This window comes from Bosea sp. 29B (assembly GCF_902506165.1).
Lineage (GTDB): Bacteria > Pseudomonadota > Alphaproteobacteria > Rhizobiales > Beijerinckiaceae > Allobosea.
In genome coordinates, this window is record NZ_LR733817.1 from 3,908,055 (window position 1) to 3,928,842 (window position 20,788).

A 20,788-nucleotide genomic window follows, 5' to 3' on the forward strand; every position below is an offset into this window, starting at 1 on the left:
TTCCCGACGCAATGTCCGGGTAATTCAGCCGGGCGAGGCGATTTCGGTGCAAGTCGTACCAAAAGCGGTGCGATCGAGACTTGCGCTCGCCACCACGATCGGTGCAGTGGAAAGTATCGGGTTCTCCTACGAGCTGTCGCTCTTTCCAATCGGGGTCTGGACCAGTTGAATACGCAGTCGCGCCTTGGCCTCCTGGCCGCCCTCGCTCTCTCCCTGTCGCCGATGCTGGTGACCGATGCGCTCGCCCAGCGTCGTCAGCCGATGCCTGGCCGTGGCGAGCAGCCGCAGGAGGCTCCGCCGCCGAAGCAGGAGAAGAATTTCCCGCTCGACGCGTCCTGGACGGCGATCCAGCTGAACGGCAAGCCCATCAACGGCTTCCGGGCGACGCTGAAGGTCGACTCCAATCTGCGCGGCACCGGCTTTGCCGGCTGCAACACCTTCTCGGCCTCGGCCTATCCCCTGCGGCAGCAGGCCTTCGCCGTCGGCCCGATCGCGGTGACCAAGGCGGCCTGCGACAAGAGCGCCGCGGATTTCGAGCGCAGCTATCTGACGGCGCTGCGCACCGCCAAACAATGGGACATGGTCGAGGGCCGCCTCGTCCTCAAGACGGGTGCCGGCGAGATCCGCTTCGACCGCGGGATCTGACGGACGAAGTCACGCTGCCGTTCCGGGGCAGGCTGGCAGCCTGAGCCCGGAATTCTCGGCCACAGCACAGGTTCAATTCGTCATGCTCGCCCTCGTGGCGAGCATTCACGTTTTGAACGGCGCTCTCGTTCAGCGAATTGAAGACGTGGAGGGTCGGGACAAGCCCGACCATGACGGCGTGGCGCCCGACTCTTGACCTTTGGCAGAGCCTGAGCGCCGTCCGTTCAATTACTTCGCCTCTGCCATGACCTTCGCCTTCGGGCTGAAGGTGCCGTCGGCGTTCTTCTCCATCGCGACCAGCCCGTCATGCAAAGCGCGCAGTGTCGAGCGGTGGCCGATCGAGACGATGCTGGTCTGCGGCAGCTCGCGCCGGATCATCGCATAGATCTCGTTCTCGAGCGTCTCGTCGAGCGAGGCGGTCGCCTCGTCGAGGAAGAGCCAGTCGGGCTTGGCCAGCAGCGCACGGGCGACCGCGAGCCGCTGCTGCTCGCCGCCTGAGAGGCGCTGGCCCCAGAGGTCGACCTCGTCGAGCCGGTCGGTGAGGTGGCCGAGCTTGACCTTCTCCATTGCCGCCTGGATGTCGGCATCGCTGAAGGCGTTCGGCTCGGCCGGATAGGACAGCACTGCCCGCAGGGAGCCTTGCGGCAGATAGGGCCGCTGCGGCAATAGCAGCATGTTCTGGCCGGCGGGCGTCGCGACCTTGCCCTTGCCGAACGGCCAGATGCCGGCGAGTGCCCGGAACAGCGTCGACTTGCCGGAGCCGGAGGGGCCGACGACCAGCGTCGCATGCCCGGCCGGCAGGGTCAGGTCGGATGCGTTCACGATCTGCTTGCCGTTCGGCAGGGTGAGCGACAGCGTCTCGATCGTCGTGTCCTTGCCGGTCTTCTGCGCGATGTCGATCCCGGCGTCTGTGCCGCCGGCTCCCTGCGCTTCCGCCTGGGCGATCGCGGCCTCGAAGGTGGTGAGACGGTTGATCGAGGCGACATAGGAGGCGATCGACTGGTAGCGGTCGATAAAGAACGACATCGCCGTCTGCACCCGGTCGAAGGCCGAGGCGACCTGGGTCATGATGCCGAGCGTGATCTTGCCCGAGAAGTAATGCGGTGCGAGCAGGATGTAGGGCACGACGACATTGGCCTGCGCGAAGGACAGGGTGAAGGTCGTCAGCCGCACCCGCGCCCAGACCAGCCGGTAGAAGTTCTGGACGATGTCACCGAAACGTTCGGTGAGGTGGCGTTGCTCGGAGGTCTCGCCGCGCATCAGGGCGATCTGCTCGGAATATTCACGTAAGCGGGCTAGCGAGTAGCGGAAATTCGCCTCGCGCTTCTCCTGTTCGAACTCCAGGCCGATCATCGGCCGGCCGATGAGATGGGCGATCCAGGTCGCGGCGACCGAATAGATCAGCGCCATCCAGAAGATGAAGCCGGGAATGCTGATCTCGGTCCCCGGCACGACGCTGGCGACCGGGATCGACCAGAGGATGATCGAGAACGAGACCAGCGTCGACACCTGCGTCAGCAGCGGCAGGGCGAAGCTGTAGGTCTGGTTGACGAAGGCGCGCGTGTCTTCGGCGATACGCTGGTCGGGGTTGTCGGCGGTGTGGGCGAGCGAGACCCGGTAGTGATTGGCGTTGCGCAGCCAGGCCGCGCTGAAGCTCTCCGCCATCCAGCGGCGCCAGCGGATCAGGAGCGTGTAGTTGGCGACCATCTCGATCAGGTTGGAGATGACGAAGATCGCCGCCCAGACGCTGAAGACGTAGATCAGCTGGTACCAGAAGGTCGCCGCGTCCTTCTCCTGGATCGCGTTGTAGAAATCGCGGTTGAAGAAGGAGAGGCGCAGCGAGATGCCGACCTGGATCTGGTTGAGCACCACCAGGAAGACCAGCAGCGCGATGCCGAGCCGACCCGTGCCGATCGAGAAGGGCTTCGCGGGCCAGAGCTGTGCTGTGGTCGCTTCCGGCGCCTCGAAATAAGGCGAGGCCAGCCGCGCGATGCGCCGGATCGCCGGGATGAACGAGATCCCGTAGACGAGGATGCCGAAGACGGCGATCGTCGTCGGCAGGCTCGCGGGCGGTGCGATCGCCTGCCAGTCGGACGGCCAGAAGCCGACCTGCGCCAACACCGCGCCGGCGCCGGTCGCCACGTATTCCACCGCGAAGATGACCGAGAAGACCTTCAGGAAGGTGCTGATCTCGGTCGCCCGGAAGGTGGCGAATGCCAGCAGCAGGCCGACGGCGCCGAGGCCGAGGATGCCGTGGCTGCCGCTTTGCTGGCCGACCACGAGTGCGATCACGGCAAGCGCGGCGACGGCGAAACTCAACAGGCGCATGGCATCGTCCTTGTCGGGGAATCAGCGCGGGAGACGCACTGCTTAGGAGAAAGCGTTGTAGATCAGCCCTGCGCACAAAAAAGGCCCGGCTCAAGACCGGGCCGCGCTTTTTCAGCGTTTTGTGATGGGACTTACTCCCTGTCGACCGAATAGGCGCCTGCGCCGGCCGCGAACAGCACGAGGAAGCCGCCGGCGACCGACAGGTTCTTCATGAACAGGAGCTGCTGCATCGGCTGCGCCCAGTTCATGTGGAACAGCACTGTGGCGGCGAGGGTGAAGGCGCACAGGGCAAGAGCGACGAGGCGGGTCTTGAAGCCGATGACGATCATCAGGCCGCCGAGCAGTTCGACGATGATGACGAGCGGCAGCAGGATCCCCGGCACGCCGGCTGAGGCCATGTAGCCTTGCGTACCGGCATAGCCGCTGATCTTGGACCAGCCGGCGAGCACGAACATCAGAGCGAGCAGGATGCGGCCGACCAGCTTGGCGGCATCGCCCAGGGCAGGGTTGTTCATGAAAAGGACCCCCGAAAGCATGAGCGCGGCAGGATGCCGCACCAGTCGCGATCTAGGGCCTACAACCAAAGTCGACGCAAGCCTGCGGGCGCTCGTAGCTGTGCAAAGCGGCTCGTTGCCGAACCGGGGTTCAGCCGCCCGGCTTCTGCTTGCGCCGCGCTTCCAGTTCATCCGTCACGGCGATGACGTCGAGATAGTCCTCGTGCTTCGCCGGCGCATAGCGCGACACCTGCCCGTCAGTGAAGACCCTGAACACCTCCGGGGCCTCGTCCTTCATCGTCATCATGGCTGCGACGAACGCATCCTTGAGAGCAGGGGGCAGGTTCGCCCGTGTCGAGAACGGGCTCGCCGGGATGAGTGGGGACGTCCAGATCACCCGCGTCGCATCGGCAGGGATCATGCCGCGCAGCGCCAGCCGCTGCACGACGCCGGAGTGCTCGTTGACCTGATAGGTCGCGACGCCGTCGAACTGGCCGCGCACCAGCGCCAGCACCGAATTGTCGTGGCCGCCGGAGAAGACCGTGCCGCCGAAATGCGCCTGCGGATCGAAACCCTGCTTGCGCAGGAAATGGGCGGGGAAGGCAAAGCCCGAGGTCGAGTTCGGATCGGCGAAAGCGAAGCTCTTGCCCTTGAGGTCGGCGATCGTCCGATAGGGGCTGTCGGCGCGCACGACCACGACCGAGTAGTAGCCCTCCTGGCCGTTGTTATCGACATCGCGGAACAGCGGCTGCAGCTTGTCGCCGAGCACGCGCCGGCCGAGCGAATAGACCGCCGGCCCGAAGCGGGCGAATTCGAGCTGGTCGGCGCGCATCGCCTCGACCAGCCCCGCATAGTCGCTGACCCGGTAGAGCTTCACCGGCACGCCGAGCTTCTGCGCGAGATAATCGACCACCGGCTGGTTCCGCGCGACGGCGGTCGCCTCGTTCTCCGCCGAGGACACGCCGAAGCGCACCTCCTTGATCGCCTGCCGCCAATCCTGCTGGGCAAGGGCGGGCAAGACGAGGCTCGAAGCGGAGCCGGCGAGCAGCAGGCGGCGGGTGATCATGATCGGGTCTCCGAAGGAAACCCATCCGATCAGCAGGCGGCGTCAGCGCCGTTACGATGCGATGTCGGTTGCGCGACGCGCCGGCAAACGAAAAAGGCCCGGCTTGCACCGGGCCTTCGTATCGATCGAGCTTGAGAGCCCGGACTTCTTATCAGAAGTCCATGCCGCCCATGCCGCCGCCGCCCATCGGGGGCATCGGGGCGTCCTTCTTCGGCGCCTCGGCGATCATCGCCTCGGTGGTGATCAGCAGGCCGGCGATCGAAGCCGCGTCCTGGATCGCCGTGCGCACGACCTTGGTCGGGTCGATGATGCCGGCCTTGACCAGGTCGCCGTACTCGCCGGTCTGGGCGTTGTAGCCCCAGGCGTAGTCCTTCGACTCCAGCAGCTTGCCGATCACGACCGCGCCGTCACCGCCGGCGTTGTCGACGATCTGGCGGGCCGGAGCAGCGATCGCCTTGCGGACGATCTCGACGCCGGTCTTCTGGTCGTCGTTCTGGGTCTTGATGCCCTTGACCGAGGACAGCGCACGCAGGAGGGCGACGCCGCCGCCCGGCAGGATGCCTTCCTCCACCGCAGCGCGGGTGGCGTTCAGGGCATCGTCGACGCGGTCCTTCTTCTCCTTGACCTCGACCTCGGTCGCGCCGCCGACGCGGATGACCGCGACGCCGCCGGCGAGCTTGGCCAGGCGCTCCTGGAGCTTCTCACGGTCGTAGTCCGAGGTGGTCTCCTCGATCTGCGCCTTGATCTGCGCAACGCGGCCCTCGATGTCCTTCTTCTTGCCGGCGCCGTCGATGATCGTGGTGTTCTCCTTCTCGATGCGCACCTTCTTGGCGCGGCCGAGCATGTTGAGCGTCACGGTCTCGAGCTTGATGCCGAGGTCTTCCGAGATCATCTGACCGGCGGTCAGGATCGAGATGTCCTCGAGCATGGCCTTGCGGCGGTCACCGAAGCCCGGAGCCTTGACGGCCGCGACCTTCAGGCCGCCACGGAGCTTGTTGACGACGAGCGTGGCGAGAGCCTCGCCCTCGACGTCCTCGGCGATGATCAGGAGCGGCTTGCCGGTCTGCACGACTGCCTCGAGGATCGGCAGCATCGCCTGGAGCGACGACAGCTTCTTCTCGAAGATGAGGATGTAGGGGTCCTCGAGCTCGGCGACCATCTTCTCGGCGTTGGTGATGAAGTAGGGCGAGAGATAGCCACGGTCGAACTGCATGCCCTCGACGACGTCGAGCTCGGTCTCGGCGGTCTTGGCTTCCTCGACGGTGATGACACCCTCGTTGCCGACCTTCTGCATGGCGGTCGAGATCATCTTGCCGACCGACTCGTCGCCGTTCGCCGAGATGGTGCCGACCTGCGCGACTTCCGCGTTCGAGGTGACCTTCTTGGAGTTCTTCTTGAGGTCGGCGACGATGGCCTCGACGGCCAGGTCGATGCCGCGCTTCAGGTCCATCGGGTTCATGCCGGCCGCAACCGACTTGGCGCCTTCACGGACGATCGCCTGGGCGAGCACGGTGGCGGTGGTGGTGCCGTCGCCGGCATGGTCGTTCTGGCGCGAAGCGACTTCGCGGACCATCTGAGCGCCCATGTTCTCGAACTTGTCGGCGAGCTCGATCTCCTTGGCGACGGTGACGCCGTCCTTGGTGATGCGCGGGGCGCCGAACGACTTCTCGATCACGACGTTGCGGCCCTTCGGACCCAGCGTGACCTTTACGGCATTGGCGAGGATGTCCACGCCGCGCAGCATCTTGTCGCGGGCGTCGGTGGAAAAGCGAACTTCTTTGGCAGCCATGAGACTACTCCTGATTGAACTCTACGGACGGGTGGGCGTCTGGCTGCTCAGCCGACGATGCCCATGATGTCGGATTCCTTCATGATCAGGAGATCCTGGCCGTCGATCTTGACCTCGGTGCCGCTCCACTTGCCGAAGAGGACGCGATCGCCCTTCTTGACATCGAGCGCAACCAGCTTGCCGGCTTCGTCGCGGGCGCCAGGGCCGACGGCGACGATCTCGCCTTCCTGGGGCTTTTCCTTGGCGGTATCGGGGATGATGATGCCACCCTTGGTCTTCTCTTCGCCATCAAGGCGACGGACCACAACGCGGTCATGCAGCGGACGGAACTTCATGGTTCTGTCTTCCTCTCGGTCTTATTCTGGACGGACTCGATAGCGGCCCGTGAAAGGGGTCTGTTAGCAGTCTCAGCAAGTGAGTGCTAACCGACGTCGCGGAGATAGGCGCGGGGTCTGCCGGAGTCAAGGAAAGCGCTGCGCAAAAGGTGAACGCGACGACCGGCCGCCATCTGCGCTGCTGCGGCGGCACGTTAAACCGGCTATCGTGGCGAGATGACGACGCCGGTAGCCGACCTCAAGCTCGACGACATCGCCCGCTCCTGCGTGGTGCTGCATGTGCGCATGACCGCACGGGCCGTGACCCGCGCCTATGACGAGGCGATGCGGCCGAGCGGCCTGAAGATCACCCAGTTCGTGCTGCTCTCGGCGCTCTCGACCGGCGCTTGGCGCTCGGTCACCGAGCTCGCCGACCGTTTCGCGCTGGAGCGGACGTCACTGACGCGCAACCTGCAACTGCTCGCCGCCGAGAAGCTGATTGAGCCGGTCGATTGCAAGGGCAGGGCGCTGACCTATGCCGTGACCGAGAAGGGCCGCGCCGCGATCGAGGCGGCGATCCCTTATTGGCGCGCGGCGCAGGACAGGATCGAGGGCGGGCTCGGCCAGGAGCGCTGGAGCGAGACGCGCGACAATCTCAGGACCATCCGGCGGGCCGCGAGGGAAGTCGGCTGACCCCGCACTGGCTGGCTTGACCGCCATCCAATTCCATCTCTATCGTGCATCTACACGATAGAGATGGAGCGCAGTCATGTCCCGCCAGGTCGGTGTCGTCAGCCGTGATGTCCTGCTGGCGGAGGACGGCGCATCCTTCCTGCGCGGGATCGTCGAGGGACGCCATCCCGGCCCGCCCTTCGCCGACGCCATGGATTTCGATATCGCCGAGGTCGAGGAGGGCAGGGTGGTCTTCGTCGGAACGCCCTCGCCGCGCTTCTTCAATCCGCTGGGAACGATCCATGGCGGCTGGACCGCGACGATCCTCGATTCCGCCATGGCCTGCGCCGTGCATTCGACGCTGCGGGTCGGCGAGGGCTACACCACGCTGGAGATGAAGCTGAACTATGTCCGCCCGGTCATGCCTGCCAGCGGCCCGGTGCGCTGCGAGGGCAAGCTGATCCATCGGGGCGGCTCGGTCGCGACCAGCGAGGGCAAGCTGATCGACGCGCAAGGCAAGCTGTTGGCGCATGGGACGGAGACCTGCATGATCTTCGGTGCGAAGGCGGGAGCGGGGCGCTGATCGGAGCGCCGCACCTGCCGGTGGGCAGGAGCGGCTCGTGACATTTGCGCCATTTACCGACGCGGCCGTCGAAGCGAGATTTCGAGCGCTGCCGGAGCCACTGCGGCCGTCCCTGTTGCGCCTGCGCCAGATGATCCTCGAGGTCGCCGCCGGAAGTCCCGACATAGGGCCGCTCACGGAGACGCTGAAATGGGGCGAGCCTGCCTGGCTGCCCAGGCGGCCGAGGACCGGGACGACTGTGCGGGCTGACGCGCTGAAAGGCTCGTCGACGCATTACGCGCTCTATGTCCACTGCCAGACCAGCCTGATCGAGACTTATCGGCGCCACTACGCCAAGCAGTTCAGCTATGACGGCAACCGGGCGCTGATCTTCGCTGTCGGGAGCGAGCCGCCGGCCGAGCCGTTGGCGCATTGCATCGCACTCGCGCTGACCTATCACCGCTGGGCGAAACGCTGACGCCGCTTAGGCGCCGCGATAGTCGCTCGGCTTCGCGCTCATGACCCGCTTGAAGCGGCGGTTGAAGGTCGAGAGATCGCCGAAGCCGCAATCGAAGGCGATGCCCGCGATCGGCTGATCGGTCCGGCGCAGCAGCAGCGCTGCACGGTGCAGGCGGGTGCGCAGCACATATTGATGCGGCGTCATCCCGACCAGCGCCCTGAAGGTGCGCAGGAAATGGTAGGGGCTCATCGCCGCCTGCCACGCCAGTTCATCGATCGAGAGAGCGTCTTCGCTATGCGCCTCGATATGGCGCAGCGCCCGCGTGATCCGGCGCTGGTCGCGGGCGCTCGGCGTCGCGATCCCGGGTTTTGCGCCTGACAGCACGCTCGCCACGGCGCCGGCGAGGCGCAGCGCGGTTTCCTCCAGCCGCTCGGGCTCGTCCGCGGCGATTTCCGCTTCGGCGACGACACCGGCGAGCGGCGCGAGGGCCGACAGATGCGCCTGTGCGAAACCGATTTGCCGTGCGCCCGGCACGGCTGCGACGATGCCTTCGAGCCAGGCCGGCTCGAACTGGAAGGCGAGACAGCGGTCGCCGGCCGCATGCTCATGGCCGCATTCGAAGCAGGCGCCGCGATTGCCGAGCAGCAGCGAGCCTGGCGCCAGCACGGCGCTGCCCTGTGTCGAGCGATAGCGGAACGAGCCGCTGCGGACGATGGCGATGCAGTGCTGCGGGTGCGCTTCCTCGAAGGCACGGTCGTCCGGGCCGGCCGTGCAGACGATGTCGCTGACCCGCCAGCCGGGGCCCGACGCCAGGAGATGAGCGGTCGCGGTCATTCTTTGAGTTTAGCAGTTTTTCCCAAGCGCGGCCCGAGGCTCCGGGTCTAGCTGGACACCAACTTGGTCCAGACGGAGCCCGATCATGACAGCAGCGCCATCGACGCTGGCCGATGTCCTCATCGCGAGCGGGCCGGCGCCTGAACATGCCGGCAAGATGAACCTCTACGGCCAGTTCGTCGGCGCCTGGACCATGGCTGCAGTGATGCATACCGACGACGGCCAGCGCCACGAGGCCAAGGGTGAGATCCATTTCGGCTGGGTGCTCGGAGGCCGCGCCGTACAGGATATCTGGATCCTGCCAGGCTTCTTCCATGGCACGACCCTGCGGATCTACGATCCCGGTCAGGATGCCTGGCACATCCTCTGGAACGACCCGCTCAAGCAATACTACACGCACCAGATCGGCCGCGCCGAAGGCAAGGACATCGTCCAGCACGGCAAGCTCGACAACGGCACCGCGATCCGCTGGCGCTTCACTGAGGTCACGCCGGATTCATTCCATTGGATCGGCGACCGCTCGCGTGACGAGGGCGCGAGCTGGCAGGTCCAGGCCGATTTCCGAGCCAGGCGTATCAAAGTCTGACAATCAGGAGGACGACCATCATGTTCGATCACATCTCCATCGGCGTTCGCGAGATCGCCCGCAGCAAGCGCTTCTACGACGCTGCGCTTGGCGCGCTGGGTTACGAGTGCCTGAGCAGCGACGAAAGCTCGCTTGGCTATGGCAGGGGAAGCGTCGGGCTCTGGATCGGCGCGGTCTCGGCGCCGGTGCCGCCCGACCGCGACTCGAACCTGCATTTCTGCTTCGTCGCACCGACCCGCCAGAGCGTCGATGCTTTCCACGCGGCGGCGCTCGCGGCGGGCGGGACCGACAACGGCAAGCCGGGCCTGCGCGAATCCTATGGCCCCGACTATTACGCCGCCTTCGTCGTCGATCCCGACGGCTACCGACTGGAGGCCTATTGCAGCAAGCCGGCCTGAGGCCGCTAATGCTCGGGCGGCAGGTCGTGCGCCGCCCATTCGCTGCGTGGGATTGCCTCGCCAACACGGAACTGGAAGCCGGCGACCTTGCCGTTCGCCGCCATCTCGCAGCGGAAGCGCAGGCCGTACCAGTGCTTGCGGCTGCGGAAGGCGGCACCCTCGGCTTCGAGAGCGGACTTCGTCAGCTTGGTGCCGGCCATGGCGTAGGCAACGACGCGATCCGGCTCGAATTCCGCTTTCCAGGCATGGATCTGGCTCATCGCCTCGAGATTGCAGAGCTGCTCGATGCGCTCGCCCGCCTCAAGCGTCTTTAGCGCCTCCCGCGCCCCGCGGCTGCGCGGATTGGCGAGCACGCTTTCGGAATGCAGCGTCCTGGCTGTGATCATCGCCGGCGGTTCAGTTGGCGGCGGAGCAGGCAGCGTAATGGGCTTTTCCGGCGGCGCGGTGGGGGGAGCCGGCTGCGGAGGTGACGCGATCTCGGCTGTAGAGGGAGGAGCGGGCGCCTGGACCGGAGCGGGAGGCGTCAGCGCTTCCGGAGCGACCAACTCGACCTCGACACTCGTCTCGATCGGCGGTGTGAAGCTGCTGATCGTTCGGATAGCGAGCAGCAGGCCGAACAGGAGGTGGAAGCAGAGCGCGGCGGGAAGGCCGGGTTCGCGCAGGACGCGAGCAGCGGTGCCGGCGCGCTGCATCCCCTGATCAATCGCCGTTGGAACGGAAGGCAAGCATGGCGGGCGGTCTCTCCCTGGTGTCGTTCCGTGCAGAAGCCGACCAAGCCGGCGAATTTGCGGCGGAGATCAGCGCCGGCTGACTGCGAAGGCGCCGGCGACGATCAGCGCTGCACCGGCATAGGTGGTCCAGAGCGGTATCTCGCCGAAGACGAACCAGCCGAGCAGACTCGCCCAGACCAGCGCCGTATACTCGATCGGCGCCAGCCGCGAGGCGGGCGCGCGGGCGAAGGCCGAAGTCAGCGACAGATGCCCGGCGACGCCGAGCGCGCCGCCTGCGAGATAGGTGAGCAAATCGCCACCACTCATTGGCTGGAAGACGTAATAGGCCGGCCAGGCCAGGCACAGCGCCGGTCCGGCATTCTGGAACAGCACGATGATCGCCGGGTGCTCCTTCACCGCGATCGTGCGCAGCAGGATCAGGTTGAAGGCATAGGAGACTGCCGAGACCAGCGCTGCGGCGACGCCGAGCTCGGCGCCGGTGACGCCGCCCTGCAGGCGCGGCCAGACCATCACCAGCATGCCGGCGAGGCCGAAGCCGAGCGCCTGCAGGATGCGCCCGTCGAGCCGCTCCTTCAGGATCAGCGCCCCGAGCAGGGCGACGAAGACCGGAGCGAGGAAGGACAGCGTCAGCGCCTCGGCCAGCGGCAGCACCGAGATCGAATAGAAGAAGCTGCCGGCGGTGACGATGACCAGCGGTATGCGGATGCTGTTGCCGATCAGGCTCGTCCGCGTCGGCCGCGCCGGCCGCAGTACCGCGACGACGATGATCGCGCAGAAGGCGCCCGCCGCGAAGCGCATGAACAGCGCCAGCAGGAAGGGGTGCTGCTGCATCTGCGCCTTGATCACCGCGTCCATCGCGGTGAGCAGGGCGATGCCGAGAACCGCCCGCAGCGCGGTGTTGAGGTTCATGGCTGCGCCGGGGCGAGCGGCTTGCGGAAATGATATTCCCAGGTCGAGGAGATGTCGGCGAGATAGCGCTCGCCGGGCCAGCGCACGAAGCCGAGCTTCTCGTAGAAGCGGTGGCCGCGGGCGAACTTGCTGTCCGACCACAGCATCATCTCGCCATAGCCGCCGGCCTGCGCAAAGGCGAGGGTGCGGGCGAACAGCGCCTGCGCCAGCCCGCTGCCGCGCTGGCTCGGATCGGCATAGACCTTGAACAGCTCGACCGCGTTCTGGTCGGGCACCGGCACGACGGCGATGGAGCCGGCGATCCGGCCATCCGGCCCGTCGGCGACCCAGAGCCTGCCGCCCTTTTGCGTATAGTGGCTGGCGGGACGGCGCAGCTCGGGGAATTCCGACCAGTCGAACCAGCAGTTCGGATACTCCGCGAAGGTCGCGGCGATCAGGGCGGCGAGCGGCTCCGAATCGGCGTCGGTGGCGTCGCGAAGGGCGGGCAGGGCGGTCATGACAAAGCGCTTAGGGCCAATAGGGGCCGCTGCAAAGATGGGGCGCTCGCGCTCCTGCCATGCCGTTATCGCAGCAGTGCGAGCGCGGCGTCTGTGGTCAGTTTCAGCGCGGCTGCGGCAAGCAGCAGATAGCAGGCGAAGAACAGCCGCTTCTGGTCGAGACGCTCATGCAGCCAGCGGCCGATCCAGACGCCGATCGGCGCCGCCGGCAGCAAGGCGAGCGCGGCCCAGAGCGCCTGCGGCTGCTTCAGGCCCAGCGCGAGATAGGGCGGCAGTTTCAGGAGGTTGCCGAGCATGAAGAAGGCGATGGTCGTGCCGACGAAGGCGGTCTTGGAGAGCCCGCGCGCCAGGAGGTACATCGCGACCGGCGGGCCGCCGGCATGGGCGACGAAGGTGGTGAAGCCCGAGGCGGTCCCGGCCAGCAAGGCCAATGGCGGCGAGACTGGAAGCTGGCCGGCGGGGGCGGTCCGGCCGCGCAGGAACCAGTGCGCCGTAAAGGCGAGCGTGATGACGCCGATGATCAGCGTGACGATGCGGGCATCGACGATCAGGAAGACGGCATAACCGATCGCGATGCCGACGATCAGGCCGGGGATCAGCCAGGCGAGGTCCGGCTTCGACCAGGTCGAGACGCCGAAGCTGCCGATGGCGAAGAGGTCCATCGCGGCGATCAGCACCGCCACCATGATTGCGCCCTGCAGAGGATCGACGACGAGCGCCAGCAGCGGCACGCCGAGGATGGCGAGGCCGCCGCCGAAGGCGCCCTTGCCGATGCCCATCAGCAGGGTGGTGGTCCAGCCGACGAGATAGAACATCGGATCGCCCGGCATCAGCTCAGCTCGTCATGACGGCGCGGAGCGAGGCCGCGCCAGTTTCCGCTTGGACAGGCGCGGTTTGGCGGTTAGGCGGGATCAGCGCAGTCATGCGCGGCCGGTGCTGAGTCGGCTTGCCCCTTCGCGATGGCGTCATGACCGTACTCCTGCCCTTCGTGATCAATGCCGGGCTAAACTTCATCCTCGGACTGCTCATCGCCTATTTCCTCGGCCCCGCCGAATTTGGCCGCTACGCCATCGGTGCGGCGATGCTCGTGCTGCTCAACACCGCGCTGCTCGACTGGATCAGGCTCTCAGCCGTCCGTTTCTACTCGCAGAAGAGCCGGGACGAACAGCCGCAGATCAGGGCGACCCTCGATGTGCTGAGCGCGGGGATCACGCTCGCCTTGTGCGGCATCCTGGTCGCGGCCGTCGTCGCCGGCGTCGATTTCGGCCTGCCGGTCATGCTCGTCGCCGGCTCGGTGCTGGGCGGCATCTGCGCCGGCCTGTTCGACTATCACGGCGCCATCGCCCGGGCCCGTTTCCTCGATGCGGCCTATGCCCGCCTGATCATCATCAAGAACGTGCTCGCCTTGCTGCTGATGGTCGGCGGTGCCTGGTGGACGCGCGACGCGACGGTCGTGATGTTCGGCGGCGTCCTCAGCGCCATGGCGGCCCTGCTGGCGGTGCGGCGGGCGCTGGCGGACGCGCCGCTCTCCTGGTCGGCGGCGCGGCGCGACCTCGCACTCGACTTCGCGCGCTATGCGCTGCCGATCGTCGGCGCGAACGCGATCTACTCGCTGATCCCGCTGCTCAACCGCTCGCTGCTCGCCGATAGCAACGGCTTCGCCGAGGCCGGCTATTTCTCGCTCGCCGCCGATATGGGCCTGCGGCTGTTCGGCATGCTCGCCTCGACGCTGGAGATCGTCATGCTGCGAGAGGTACTGCGGCTCGACGAAACGAAAGGTGAGCGAGCGGCCCAGAAGCGCATTGCCGCCAATTTCGTGATCGTGCTGATGGTGTCGCTGCCGGTGGCCGCCGGCCTCTTCCTGGTGCTGCCGGCGTTCGAGGCGCTGCTGGTGCCGGTGAAATTCCACGGCCACTTCTCCGGCTATTTGCGCTTGCTGCTGCCCGGCCTGGTCGCGCTCGCGGTCTTCGCCGCCGGAATCTACCCGGTCTTCCTGCTCGGCAAGCGTACCGGCGTGGTGACGTTGGCGGCCCTCGCAGGCCTCCTCGTCAACCTTGCTCTGGTCTTCGCCGCCGGCGCGCTCGGCCCGGAACGCTATGCGCTCGGCCAGACCCTCAGCTTCCTCGTGGTTCTCGCCATCACCGGCTGGGTGGGCCTGCGCTCGCTCCCGGTCTCCCCGAACTGGCGGGAGATCGGCATCGTCATCGCGGCGGTCGTCGCCATGGCGATCGTCGTCTGGCCGCTCTCCAGCCGGCTCTCTCCTCTGCCTGAACTGCTGCTGCAGGGCACGCTTGGCCTAGTCGTCTATGGTGGGCTAATGCTCGCCTTCGACGTGGCCCGCTGCCGGACGCTGCTGCGGCTCTGGCTCGCCATGCGCAAGAGCCGGCGCTAGCGGAGGGCGTGAACCAGGCGTTTACCGCGTTTGCTCGGGGATCGCTAAGGTTAATCCTGGGAATTCGAGCGATTCAGCCGGTTCCGGGGCCGATAGAGTCAACGATTCACCATTCATTTCAACGCATCGCCTCACGCTTCAAGCCTGTTGCGTAAAGAGAGTTGCGTCATGCGTCCGCTCTATCTCGTTCCCTTTGTTGTGCTCGGCGGCGTGCTGCTGTCGGCTGAGGCCAATGCCGAGACCTATTGGCGCCCGGCCGATCCGATGGTCACGCATTCGGCCGGCCGCGGCCAATATGGCGGCGGCTTCATCGAGATGATGATGACCGGCCAGGACCCGACCGACTATGGCCGGGGCGGGGCGGTCTACAACCGGCCGCAGCGCGGCGCCTACGGCCAGCAGCCGACGATGCGCCGCCTCTCCGACTATGAGGCCCCGGTACCGATGCAGGGCGATCCGATGGAGCCGCGCCGCGAGCGCCGCTCCGCCGCGCTCGGCGAGCCGATCCCGGCCGAGCGGCCGATCGCGCGCACCCTCGATCCGCGCTTCCAGAAGCAGGAAGTCGCCTATGACGGCCCGCACAAGCCCGGCACCATCGTCATCGATACGCCGCGCCGCTTCCTCTTCCTGGTTCAGCCCGGTGGCCGCGCCTTGCGCTACGGTATCGGCGTCGGCCGCCCCGGCTTCGAATGGGCCGGCATGAAGGCGATCACCCGCAAGGCGGAATGGCCGAGCTGGACGCCGCCGGCCGAGATGCTGAAGCGCCGTCCCGATCTGCCGCGTTTCATGGCAGGCGGCCCCGAGAACCCGCTCGGCGCCCGCGCCATGTATCTTGGCTCCTCGCTCTACCGTATCCACGGCACCAACGAGCCGAACACGATCGGCCAGGCCGTCTCCTCCGGCTGCATCCGCATGAACAACGAGGATGTTGTCGACCTCTACGAGCGCGTCCGGGTCGGCGCCAAGGTCTTCGTGATCTGAGGCCGGCCGCACATCGCGCGACGGAAAGGGCCCGCCTGTCGCCAGGCGGGCCTTGTCGTTTCAGGGAGCTGCGCGGCGCTCACTTGGGCGCAGTCGTGCCCGCCGTCCGTGGGATGGTCATCGCCGCCATGGCCGCGCCGACCACCGCTGCGCCGGCTCCAGTCGGGCGTAGGCCGCCGCGGATGGTGTCGATCACGGCGCGGAGCGGTGGCGCCATTTGCCGCTGGGCCGGATAGCACAGGTAGTAGCCGGGGAAGGGCGCTGACCAGGCCTCGAGTAGTGGGACGAGGCGGCCCTCAGTGATGTGGGCGGCAATCAGTTGCTGGCTGGCGAAGGCGATGCCGACACCGTCGACCGCCGCCTGCACTCCGAAGTCCTTCCTGTTGGAGATCAGCGGGCCATCGACGGCGACCTCGAACCATTTGCCGTTTTCCATGAACTCCCATTTGTACGGCGTCTTCTGGCCCGGCCAGCGCCAGCCGATGCAGCGATGGGCGAGCAGATCGCGCGGATGGGCCGGTGTCCCGTGCCGGGCGAGATAGTCGGGCGAGGCCACTGCGATCTGGCACAACTCCGGGCCGAGCTTCACGGCGATGAGGTCCTTGTCGATTACCTCTCCGAGCCGGATGGCGACGTCGTAGCCCTCCGCCACGATGTTCACGACGGCGTCGTCGAGGGTGACGTCGAGCACGACCTGCGGATAGGCGTCGCTGAAGGCACGCAGGATCGGGGTCAGGTGGAGGTCCGCCGCCGCCCGAAAGCAGTGCATCCGCACGGTGCCGGCGGGGTGGGCGCGGCGCTCACGGGTCTCGCCCAGCGCCTCCGCCAGCTCCTCGACGGCGGGCTGCACCCGTTCGAACAGCTTGGCCCCCGCCTCGGTCAGGGAGACGCTGCGGGTGGTGCGGTTGAACAGGCTGACTCCGACCCGCTCCTCAAGCGCGCGGACCATTTGGCTCAGCGCCGAGGATGATACTCCGAGCCTTTCGGCCGCCCGGCTGAAGTTCAGCGAGCCGGCGACCGCCACGAAGGCTCGGAGCTGGTTGAAGTCTCCGGCAGACAAAAGGGACGGGTTCATGATCGTCTCGATTGCTTAGCTCAGCTTATAAGGCTGATTAGAGTGTGCATATTAAAAAATCCACCGCTCATATTTATACTTTGTTGGATACTGAAGTTGAAGGAAATCATAATGACGTCACAAGTTATGCCCTCGGCAGGAAATATAGATGAGCTGGTCGCTTTGGCGAAAACCTATTTCGACGCTGTCTATGCGATGGATGCCGACAATTTTGCGACCATCTTCGACCCTGCCGCCTTTGTCACCCGGCGCGGTGATGGCAACAGCGTAGTGGTCACTCCTGTTGCCGCCTGGCTCGATATGGTCCGGAGCATGACGTCTCCGCGGGATGCGGGCAGCGTGCGCGCTGACCAGATCCTCTCCATCGCCGTGACTCGCGACATGGCGCTGCTCAAGCTGCGTGTGCGGATTCCGCCTCGCGAAATGACCGACCTGCTGTCGTGCTTCTACCTCAACGGGCGTTGGCAGATCGTTCAAAAGGTATTCGCCGCGGAGACGATGGCCTGAGGGTTCGACCGTTACCGTCACCTCGCCGGCCCTTCCTTCAAACGAAAAGGCCCGCCTGTCGCCAGGCGGGCCTCGTCGTTTCAGGGGGGTGGTGCGGCGCTCAGGTCCAGTCGTCGTCGCCGCCGCCCGAGCCGTCGTCATAGCTACCGTCGTCATAATTGGCGTCCTGGTAGGTCGGCTCCTGATAGGCCTGTTGCGGCTCCGCCGTCGGCTGCTGGTCGGCGGCCGTCTGCGTATCCTTCGCCGCGTCGCTGTTCTGCGAGGCGTCCTTGTTCTGGGCGGTGCTGGCCTCAGCCGGCTTGGCCTCGCTCGCGCTCGCCGCGCTCTTGTTGCCGCCGAGCGCGTTCATCAGCATGTTGCCGGCGACCATGCCGCCGGCGACGCCGGCTGCCGTCGTCAGCGCACTCGCCATGAAGCCGCCGCCCCGGGCCGGAGGCTGCTGCGGCGCCTGGTTCTGCCACGAACCGGGGGCCGGGGCCGCGCCCATGCCTTGCTGCGAGGCCATTCCCTGCTGCGGCGCTGCAGCCTGGCTGCCCCAGGGCGGCGAAGCCGGTTGCGGCGCGGCGCGCTGCGGGAAGGATGGCACCGAGCCGGAGCGGGCCGGCTGGCTCGCGCCGCCGCCGAAGATGCCCGACAGGAAGCCGCCGGACTGCTGCGCCGGGGCAGGGGCCGGCGCGGGCGGCTGGTTGCGCAACTGCTCGACCTCGGCCTGCAACTGCTCGATCTGGCCCTGCAGGCTGGTGAGCGCCTGCTCCTGCACATAGACCGATTGCGCCATCGCATAGACTGCATAGGGCTGCTCGCGCAGCCTGTCGGCGATGAAGCGTTCAGCCTCGGGGTCGCGGGGCTGGTTGGCCGCCTGACGCAGGCGATCGAAAATCCCGGCGATCACGTCGCGTTCTTGCGGCGTCATCGTCATCTCCTCTCATGTTGGACAGGGCGGTCGCCCTGTCGCCCCGAAAGGTGGTGACGGCTTATGACGCTATCAAGGCGACGGTCCGGCGCCTTTCTGTCGCGTCGTCAGGGAAAGCGCTTCAGGCGTTGCCGACATTGACATAGGTGAAGCCGCGTTCGTGCATCTCGCTGGAGCGGTAGATGTTGCGCAGGTCGATGACGACGGGATGCCGCAGTGCCGCCTTGACCCGGTCGAGGTCGAGGGCGCGGAAGGCGTCCCATTCCGTGACGATCACCAGCGCATCCGCTCCGTTGAGGCAGGAATAGGCGTCGGGTGCGTAGGCGATCTCGGGCATCAGCGTCCTGGCGCTCGCCATCGCCTCGGGGTCATAGGCGACGATCTCGGCACCGGCGTCGAGCAGCGCCGTCACGATCGCGAGCGAAGGCGCCTCGCGCATGTCGTCGGTGTTCGGCTTGAAGGCGAGGCCGAGGATGGCGATGCGCTTGGCCCGGACCGAGCCGCCGCAGGCGGCGATGACCTTGCGCGCCATCGCGCGCTTGCGCTGGTCGTTGACCGCGACCACCGTCTCGACCAGGCGCAAGGGGCTTTCCATGTCCTGCGCAGTCTTGATCAGCGCGAGCGTATCCTTCGGGAAGCAGGAGCCGCCATAGCCGGGGCCGGCATGCAGGAACTTGCCGCCGATGCGGTTGTCGAGGCCGATGCCGCGCGCCACCTCCTGGACATTGGCGCCGACCCGCTCGCACAGGTCCGCCATCTCGTTGATGAAGGTGATCTTGGTCGCGAGGAAGGCGTTGCCGGCGTATTTGATCAGCTCGGAGGTCCGCCGTGCGGTGAACAGGAGCGGCGCCGCATTGAGATAAAGCGGCCGATAGATATCCTCCATCACCTTGCGGGCGCGATCGTCCTCGGTTCCGATCACGATCCGGTCCGGGCGCTTGAAGTCGGCGATCGCGGCGCCTTCGCGCAGGAATTCCGGATTGGAGACCACGGCGAAATCGGCATCGGGCCGGGTCTCGCGCATGATCCGCTCGACCTCGTCTCCGGTGCCGACCGGCACGGTCGACTTGGTGACGACGACCGTGAAGCCGTCGATCGCGGCGACGACGTCGCGCGCCGCCTGGTGGACATAGGACAGGTCGGCATGGCCGTCGCCGCGGCGCGAGGGCGTGCCGACCGCGATGAAGACGGCATCGGCCGCCGCGACCGGTCCGGCGAGCTCGGTGGTGAAGGAGAGCCGCCCGGCACGGACATTGTTGGCGACGAGGTCGTCGAGGCCGGGTTCGTAGATCGGGATCTCGCCGCGCTTCAGGGCAGCGATCTTGCCGGCATCGGTATCGACGCAGGTCACCTCATGGCCGAAATCGGCGAAGCAGGCTCCAGAGACCAGGCCGACATAGCCTGAACCGATCATCGTCACGCGCATCTGGCGGTCTCATCGTCTCGTCGGCGGGCTGCCGACCGGCTGGGCGTAGCGCAAAACCGCGTCGAGGCAAATCGCAGCCGCACGGGGCTGGAGGAGTAGCCCAATCTGGCGAAGGGACCGTGACGGTGCCGCGGCGACATGAAAAAGGGCGGCTGCGAGCCGCCCTTTTTCGAAACGAGCCGGCTGGTCCGGCAGCAACCTCAGATATCGTCCGGCGGCAGAGGCGCGTCAGTTTCGTCGATCTGCGGCTCGGAGGTCGGATTGCGGTTCAGCACGACCACCGGGGTCCCGGTCGGGACGCGGCTGTGGAGGTCGATGATGTCCTGGTTGAACAGCCGGATGCAGCCCGACGACACGGCCTTGCCAATCGACCAGGGCTCGCTGGTGCCGTGAATCCGGTACAGCGTGTCCTGGCTGCCCTGGTAGAGATAGAGCGCGCGCGCGCCGAGCGGGTTCTCGATGCCGCCGGCCATGCCGCCGGCCCAGCGGGCGTTCCGCTCCGGCTCGCGGGCGACCATCGCAGCGGTCGGCGTCCAGCGCGGCCACTCGGCCTTGCGGGCGACGGTGGCGCGACCGCGCCAGGACATGCCCTGCTTGCCGACGCCGATGCCGTAGCGGATGGCGCGACCGTTCTCGCGGACCAGGTAGAGATAGCGGGCCGAGGTGTCGACCACGATCGTGCCGGGCCGCTCGGGGGTCCGATAGTCGACTTCCTGGCGCAGGAAGCGCGTGTCGACCTCGTCGATATCGGTCGCCGGCAGCGGATGCCGCTCGTCGGGCCGCTCGTCATACATCGACAGGAAGGCGGCGTTCTGGTGAACCGGCGTCCGGGCTTCGTAGGGCTGCTGCGGGCCGCTGACACAGCCGGCGAGGCCGACGGGGACGAAGGCCGAGACCATCGTCAGGAAGCGGCGGCGGGAGCAGGCGGCGGCGGTGTCGGGCAGATGGGCGGACATGACTCGGCTCTTGGATTGGCAGCGGCTGGCAGCGACAACAGGTGAATTGCCGACAAGTTCCAGTGAATTCCCGCCGGCTGGCCCTTTTCAATTCACGGTCTCGCGTGGCGCCGGGGTGAACAGCATGTGGCGAAATTGTGGTCGACGCAGAGCGTGGCTGGAATGCCACAGTGCGACATGCCGTCCTTGCATGTCGAAGGGGCCGCCACCCTGTGTAGGTAAATGCTCATGCATGCAGCTGAAAGGCGAGGAG

Annotated in this window: 23 protein-coding genes; 9 read left to right on the forward strand and 14 right to left on the reverse strand. The window is 66.7% G+C overall.

The window, feature by feature from the left end; genetic code table 11:
• Positions 1-165: 165 nt before the first annotated feature.
• On the forward strand, positions 166-645 hold the full coding sequence (locus tag GV161_RS18955) for an META domain-containing protein (RefSeq protein ID WP_244624269.1): 480 nt from the start codon (positions 166-168) through the stop codon (positions 643-645).
• A 228-nt stretch (positions 646-873) separates the two neighbouring features.
• Here the strand turns inward: GV161_RS18955 and GV161_RS18960 are convergent, their stop codons facing one another.
• The 5 genes from GV161_RS18960 to groES all read right to left on the reverse strand — a co-directional run bounded on the left by GV161_RS18960 (position 874) and on the right by groES (position 6,657).
• Positions 874-2,973 (reverse strand): ABC transporter ATP-binding protein/permease, encoded by a 2,100-nt coding sequence (locus GV161_RS18960; RefSeq protein ID WP_152017157.1) that lies wholly within the window; start codon positions 2,971-2,973, stop codon positions 874-876.
• A 131-nt stretch (positions 2,974-3,104) separates the two neighbouring features.
• Positions 3,105-3,488: a DoxX family protein gene (locus GV161_RS18965; RefSeq protein ID WP_152017158.1), complete on the reverse strand. Its 384-nt coding sequence runs from the start codon at positions 3,486-3,488 to the stop codon at positions 3,105-3,107.
• Between the two features lie 130 nt (positions 3,489-3,618).
• Positions 3,619-4,533, reverse strand: a complete 915-nt coding sequence (phnD, locus tag GV161_RS18970; protein WP_152017159.1) for a phosphate/phosphite/phosphonate ABC transporter substrate-binding protein — start codon at positions 4,531-4,533, stop codon at positions 3,619-3,621.
• Positions 4,534-4,684: 151 nt separating this feature from the next.
• Complete coding sequence (gene groL, locus GV161_RS18975) at positions 4,685-6,322, reverse strand: chaperonin GroEL (RefSeq protein ID WP_152017160.1); 1,638 nt, start codon at positions 6,320-6,322, stop codon at positions 4,685-4,687.
• Between the two features lie 47 nt (positions 6,323-6,369).
• A complete protein-coding gene (gene groES / locus GV161_RS18980) occupies positions 6,370-6,657 on the reverse strand; it encodes a co-chaperone GroES (RefSeq protein WP_057187545.1) in 288 nt (95 codons plus the stop codon).
• Positions 6,658-6,873: 216 nt separating this feature from the next.
• Here groES and GV161_RS18985 point away from each other — a divergent pair, with 216 nt between their 5' ends.
• From GV161_RS18985 to GV161_RS18995, 3 genes are all read left to right on the forward strand, one after another.
• Positions 6,874-7,329 (forward strand): MarR family winged helix-turn-helix transcriptional regulator, encoded by a 456-nt coding sequence (locus tag GV161_RS18985; protein ID WP_152017161.1) that lies wholly within the window; start codon positions 6,874-6,876, stop codon positions 7,327-7,329.
• A gap of 76 nt (positions 7,330-7,405) precedes the next feature.
• Positions 7,406-7,891 (forward strand): PaaI family thioesterase, encoded by a 486-nt coding sequence (locus GV161_RS18990; RefSeq protein ID WP_152017162.1) that lies wholly within the window; start codon positions 7,406-7,408, stop codon positions 7,889-7,891.
• A gap of 37 nt (positions 7,892-7,928) precedes the next feature.
• Entirely contained in the window at positions 7,929-8,348 is a 420-nt protein-coding gene (locus GV161_RS18995; RefSeq protein ID WP_201303026.1) for a DUF1801 domain-containing protein, read from the forward strand.
• 6 nt (positions 8,349-8,354) lie between these two features.
• Here GV161_RS18995 and GV161_RS19000 read toward each other — a convergent pair whose 3' ends face one another.
• The gene (locus GV161_RS19000; protein ID WP_152017163.1) at positions 8,355-9,164 is read right to left on the reverse strand and encodes an AraC family transcriptional regulator; all 810 of its coding nucleotides are present in this window, start codon (positions 9,162-9,164) and stop codon (positions 8,355-8,357) included.
• Positions 9,165-9,249: 85 nt separating this feature from the next.
• Between GV161_RS19000 and GV161_RS19005 the strand changes: the two genes are divergently transcribed.
• Positions 9,250-9,750 (forward strand): hypothetical protein, encoded by a 501-nt coding sequence (locus GV161_RS19005; RefSeq protein ID WP_152017164.1) that lies wholly within the window; start codon positions 9,250-9,252, stop codon positions 9,748-9,750.
• 20 nt (positions 9,751-9,770) lie between these two features.
• On the forward strand, positions 9,771-10,148 hold the full coding sequence (locus tag GV161_RS19010) for a VOC family protein (RefSeq protein ID WP_152017165.1): 378 nt from the start codon (positions 9,771-9,773) through the stop codon (positions 10,146-10,148).
• A gap of 5 nt (positions 10,149-10,153) precedes the next feature.
• Here GV161_RS19010 and GV161_RS19015 read toward each other — a convergent pair whose 3' ends face one another.
• From GV161_RS19015 to GV161_RS19030, 4 genes are all read right to left on the reverse strand, one after another.
• A complete protein-coding gene (locus GV161_RS19015) occupies positions 10,154-10,840 on the reverse strand; it encodes a DUF930 domain-containing protein (RefSeq protein WP_152017166.1) in 687 nt (228 codons plus the stop codon).
• Between the two features lie 105 nt (positions 10,841-10,945).
• Positions 10,946-11,788 (reverse strand): DMT family transporter, encoded by an 843-nt coding sequence (locus tag GV161_RS19020; protein ID WP_152017167.1) that lies wholly within the window; start codon positions 11,786-11,788, stop codon positions 10,946-10,948.
• Positions 11,785-12,285 carry a GNAT family N-acetyltransferase gene (locus GV161_RS19025; RefSeq protein WP_152017168.1) on the reverse strand — a complete coding sequence of 167 codons (501 nt, stop codon included), beginning with the start codon at positions 12,283-12,285 and terminating at the stop codon, positions 11,785-11,787. The genes GV161_RS19020 and GV161_RS19025 overlap by 4 nt, the downstream gene beginning before the upstream one ends.
• Positions 12,286-12,350: 65 nt before the next feature.
• Positions 12,351-13,115, reverse strand: coding sequence for a sulfite exporter TauE/SafE family protein (locus tag GV161_RS19030; protein WP_152017169.1), 765 nt, complete (start codon positions 13,113-13,115; stop codon positions 12,351-12,353).
• A 137-nt stretch (positions 13,116-13,252) separates the two neighbouring features.
• Here GV161_RS19030 and GV161_RS19035 point away from each other — a divergent pair, with 137 nt between their 5' ends.
• Complete coding sequence (locus GV161_RS19035; protein ID WP_152017170.1) at positions 13,253-14,677, forward strand: polysaccharide biosynthesis C-terminal domain-containing protein; 1,425 nt, start codon at positions 13,253-13,255, stop codon at positions 14,675-14,677.
• A 264-nt stretch (positions 14,678-14,941) separates the two neighbouring features.
• Positions 14,942-15,658 (forward strand): L,D-transpeptidase, encoded by a 717-nt coding sequence (locus GV161_RS19040; RefSeq protein WP_152017529.1) that lies wholly within the window; start codon positions 14,942-14,944, stop codon positions 15,656-15,658.
• Between the two features lie 79 nt (positions 15,659-15,737).
• Here the strand turns inward: GV161_RS19040 and GV161_RS19045 are convergent, their stop codons facing one another.
• Positions 15,738-16,733, reverse strand: a complete 996-nt coding sequence (locus tag GV161_RS19045) for a LysR family transcriptional regulator (RefSeq protein WP_152017171.1) — start codon at positions 16,731-16,733, stop codon at positions 15,738-15,740.
• Between the two features lie 96 nt (positions 16,734-16,829).
• Here GV161_RS19045 and GV161_RS19050 point away from each other — a divergent pair, with 96 nt between their 5' ends.
• Complete coding sequence (locus GV161_RS19050) at positions 16,830-17,240, forward strand: nuclear transport factor 2 family protein (protein WP_244624270.1); 411 nt, start codon at positions 16,830-16,832, stop codon at positions 17,238-17,240.
• A gap of 100 nt (positions 17,241-17,340) precedes the next feature.
• Here GV161_RS19050 and GV161_RS19055 read toward each other — a convergent pair whose 3' ends face one another.
• The 3 genes from GV161_RS19055 to GV161_RS19065 all read right to left on the reverse strand — a co-directional run bounded on the left by GV161_RS19055 (position 17,341) and on the right by GV161_RS19065 (position 20,535).
• A complete protein-coding gene (locus tag GV161_RS19055; RefSeq protein WP_152017172.1) occupies positions 17,341-18,153 on the reverse strand; it encodes a DUF2076 domain-containing protein in 813 nt (270 codons plus the stop codon).
• 121 nt (positions 18,154-18,274) lie between these two features.
• On the reverse strand, positions 18,275-19,579 hold the full coding sequence (locus tag GV161_RS19060) for a UDP-glucose/GDP-mannose dehydrogenase family protein (protein WP_152017173.1): 1,305 nt from the start codon (positions 19,577-19,579) through the stop codon (positions 18,275-18,277).
• A gap of 200 nt (positions 19,580-19,779) precedes the next feature.
• On the reverse strand, positions 19,780-20,535 hold the full coding sequence (locus GV161_RS19065; RefSeq protein WP_244624271.1) for a L,D-transpeptidase: 756 nt from the start codon (positions 20,533-20,535) through the stop codon (positions 19,780-19,782).
• Positions 20,536-20,788: the final 253 nt, after the last annotated feature.

Excerpts from the sequence above, each read along its gene's own strand:
- GV161_RS18960 (WP_152017157.1), bottom strand. The coding sequence starts at position 2,973 with ATGCGCCTGTTGAGTTTCGCCGTCGCCGCGCTTGCCGTGATCGCACTC.
- GV161_RS18965 (WP_152017158.1), bottom strand. The coding sequence starts at position 3,488 with ATGAACAACCCTGCCCTGGGCGATGCCGCCAAGCTGGTCGGCCGCATC.
- phnD (WP_152017159.1), bottom strand. The coding sequence starts at position 4,533 with ATGATCACCCGCCGCCTGCTGCTCGCCGGCTCCGCTTCGAGCCTCGTC.
- groL (WP_152017160.1), bottom strand. The coding sequence starts at position 6,322 with ATGGCTGCCAAAGAAGTTCGCTTTTCCACCGACGCCCGCGACAAGATG.
- groES (WP_057187545.1), bottom strand. The coding sequence starts at position 6,657 with ATGAAGTTCCGTCCGCTGCATGACCGCGTTGTGGTCCGTCGCCTTGAT.
- GV161_RS18985 (WP_152017161.1), top strand. The coding sequence starts at position 6,874 with ATGACGACGCCGGTAGCCGACCTCAAGCTCGACGACATCGCCCGCTCC.
- GV161_RS18990 (WP_152017162.1), top strand. The coding sequence starts at position 7,406 with ATGTCCCGCCAGGTCGGTGTCGTCAGCCGTGATGTCCTGCTGGCGGAG.
- GV161_RS19000 (WP_152017163.1), bottom strand. The coding sequence starts at position 9,164 with ATGACCGCGACCGCTCATCTCCTGGCGTCGGGCCCCGGCTGGCGGGTC.
- GV161_RS19005 (WP_152017164.1), top strand. The coding sequence starts at position 9,250 with ATGACAGCAGCGCCATCGACGCTGGCCGATGTCCTCATCGCGAGCGGG.
- GV161_RS19010 (WP_152017165.1), top strand. The coding sequence starts at position 9,771 with ATGTTCGATCACATCTCCATCGGCGTTCGCGAGATCGCCCGCAGCAAG.
- GV161_RS19015 (WP_152017166.1), bottom strand. The coding sequence starts at position 10,840 with ATGCAGCGCGCCGGCACCGCTGCTCGCGTCCTGCGCGAACCCGGCCTT.
- GV161_RS19020 (WP_152017167.1), bottom strand. The coding sequence starts at position 11,788 with ATGAACCTCAACACCGCGCTGCGGGCGGTTCTCGGCATCGCCCTGCTC.
- GV161_RS19025 (WP_152017168.1), bottom strand. The coding sequence starts at position 12,285 with ATGACCGCCCTGCCCGCCCTTCGCGACGCCACCGACGCCGATTCGGAG.
- GV161_RS19030 (WP_152017169.1), bottom strand. The coding sequence starts at position 13,115 with ATGCCGGGCGATCCGATGTTCTATCTCGTCGGCTGGACCACCACCCTG.
- GV161_RS19035 (WP_152017170.1), top strand. The coding sequence starts at position 13,253 with ATGACCGTACTCCTGCCCTTCGTGATCAATGCCGGGCTAAACTTCATC.
- GV161_RS19040 (WP_152017529.1), top strand. The coding sequence starts at position 14,942 with ATGGTCACGCATTCGGCCGGCCGCGGCCAATATGGCGGCGGCTTCATC.
- GV161_RS19045 (WP_152017171.1), bottom strand. The coding sequence starts at position 16,733 with ATGAACCCGTCCCTTTTGTCTGCCGGAGACTTCAACCAGCTCCGAGCC.
- GV161_RS19055 (WP_152017172.1), bottom strand. The coding sequence starts at position 18,153 with ATGACGCCGCAAGAACGCGACGTGATCGCCGGGATTTTCGATCGCCTG.
- GV161_RS19060 (WP_152017173.1), bottom strand. The coding sequence starts at position 19,579 with ATGCGCGTGACGATGATCGGTTCAGGCTATGTCGGCCTGGTCTCTGGA.
- GV161_RS19065 (WP_244624271.1), bottom strand. The coding sequence starts at position 20,535 with ATGTCCGCCCATCTGCCCGACACCGCCGCCGCCTGCTCCCGCCGCCGC.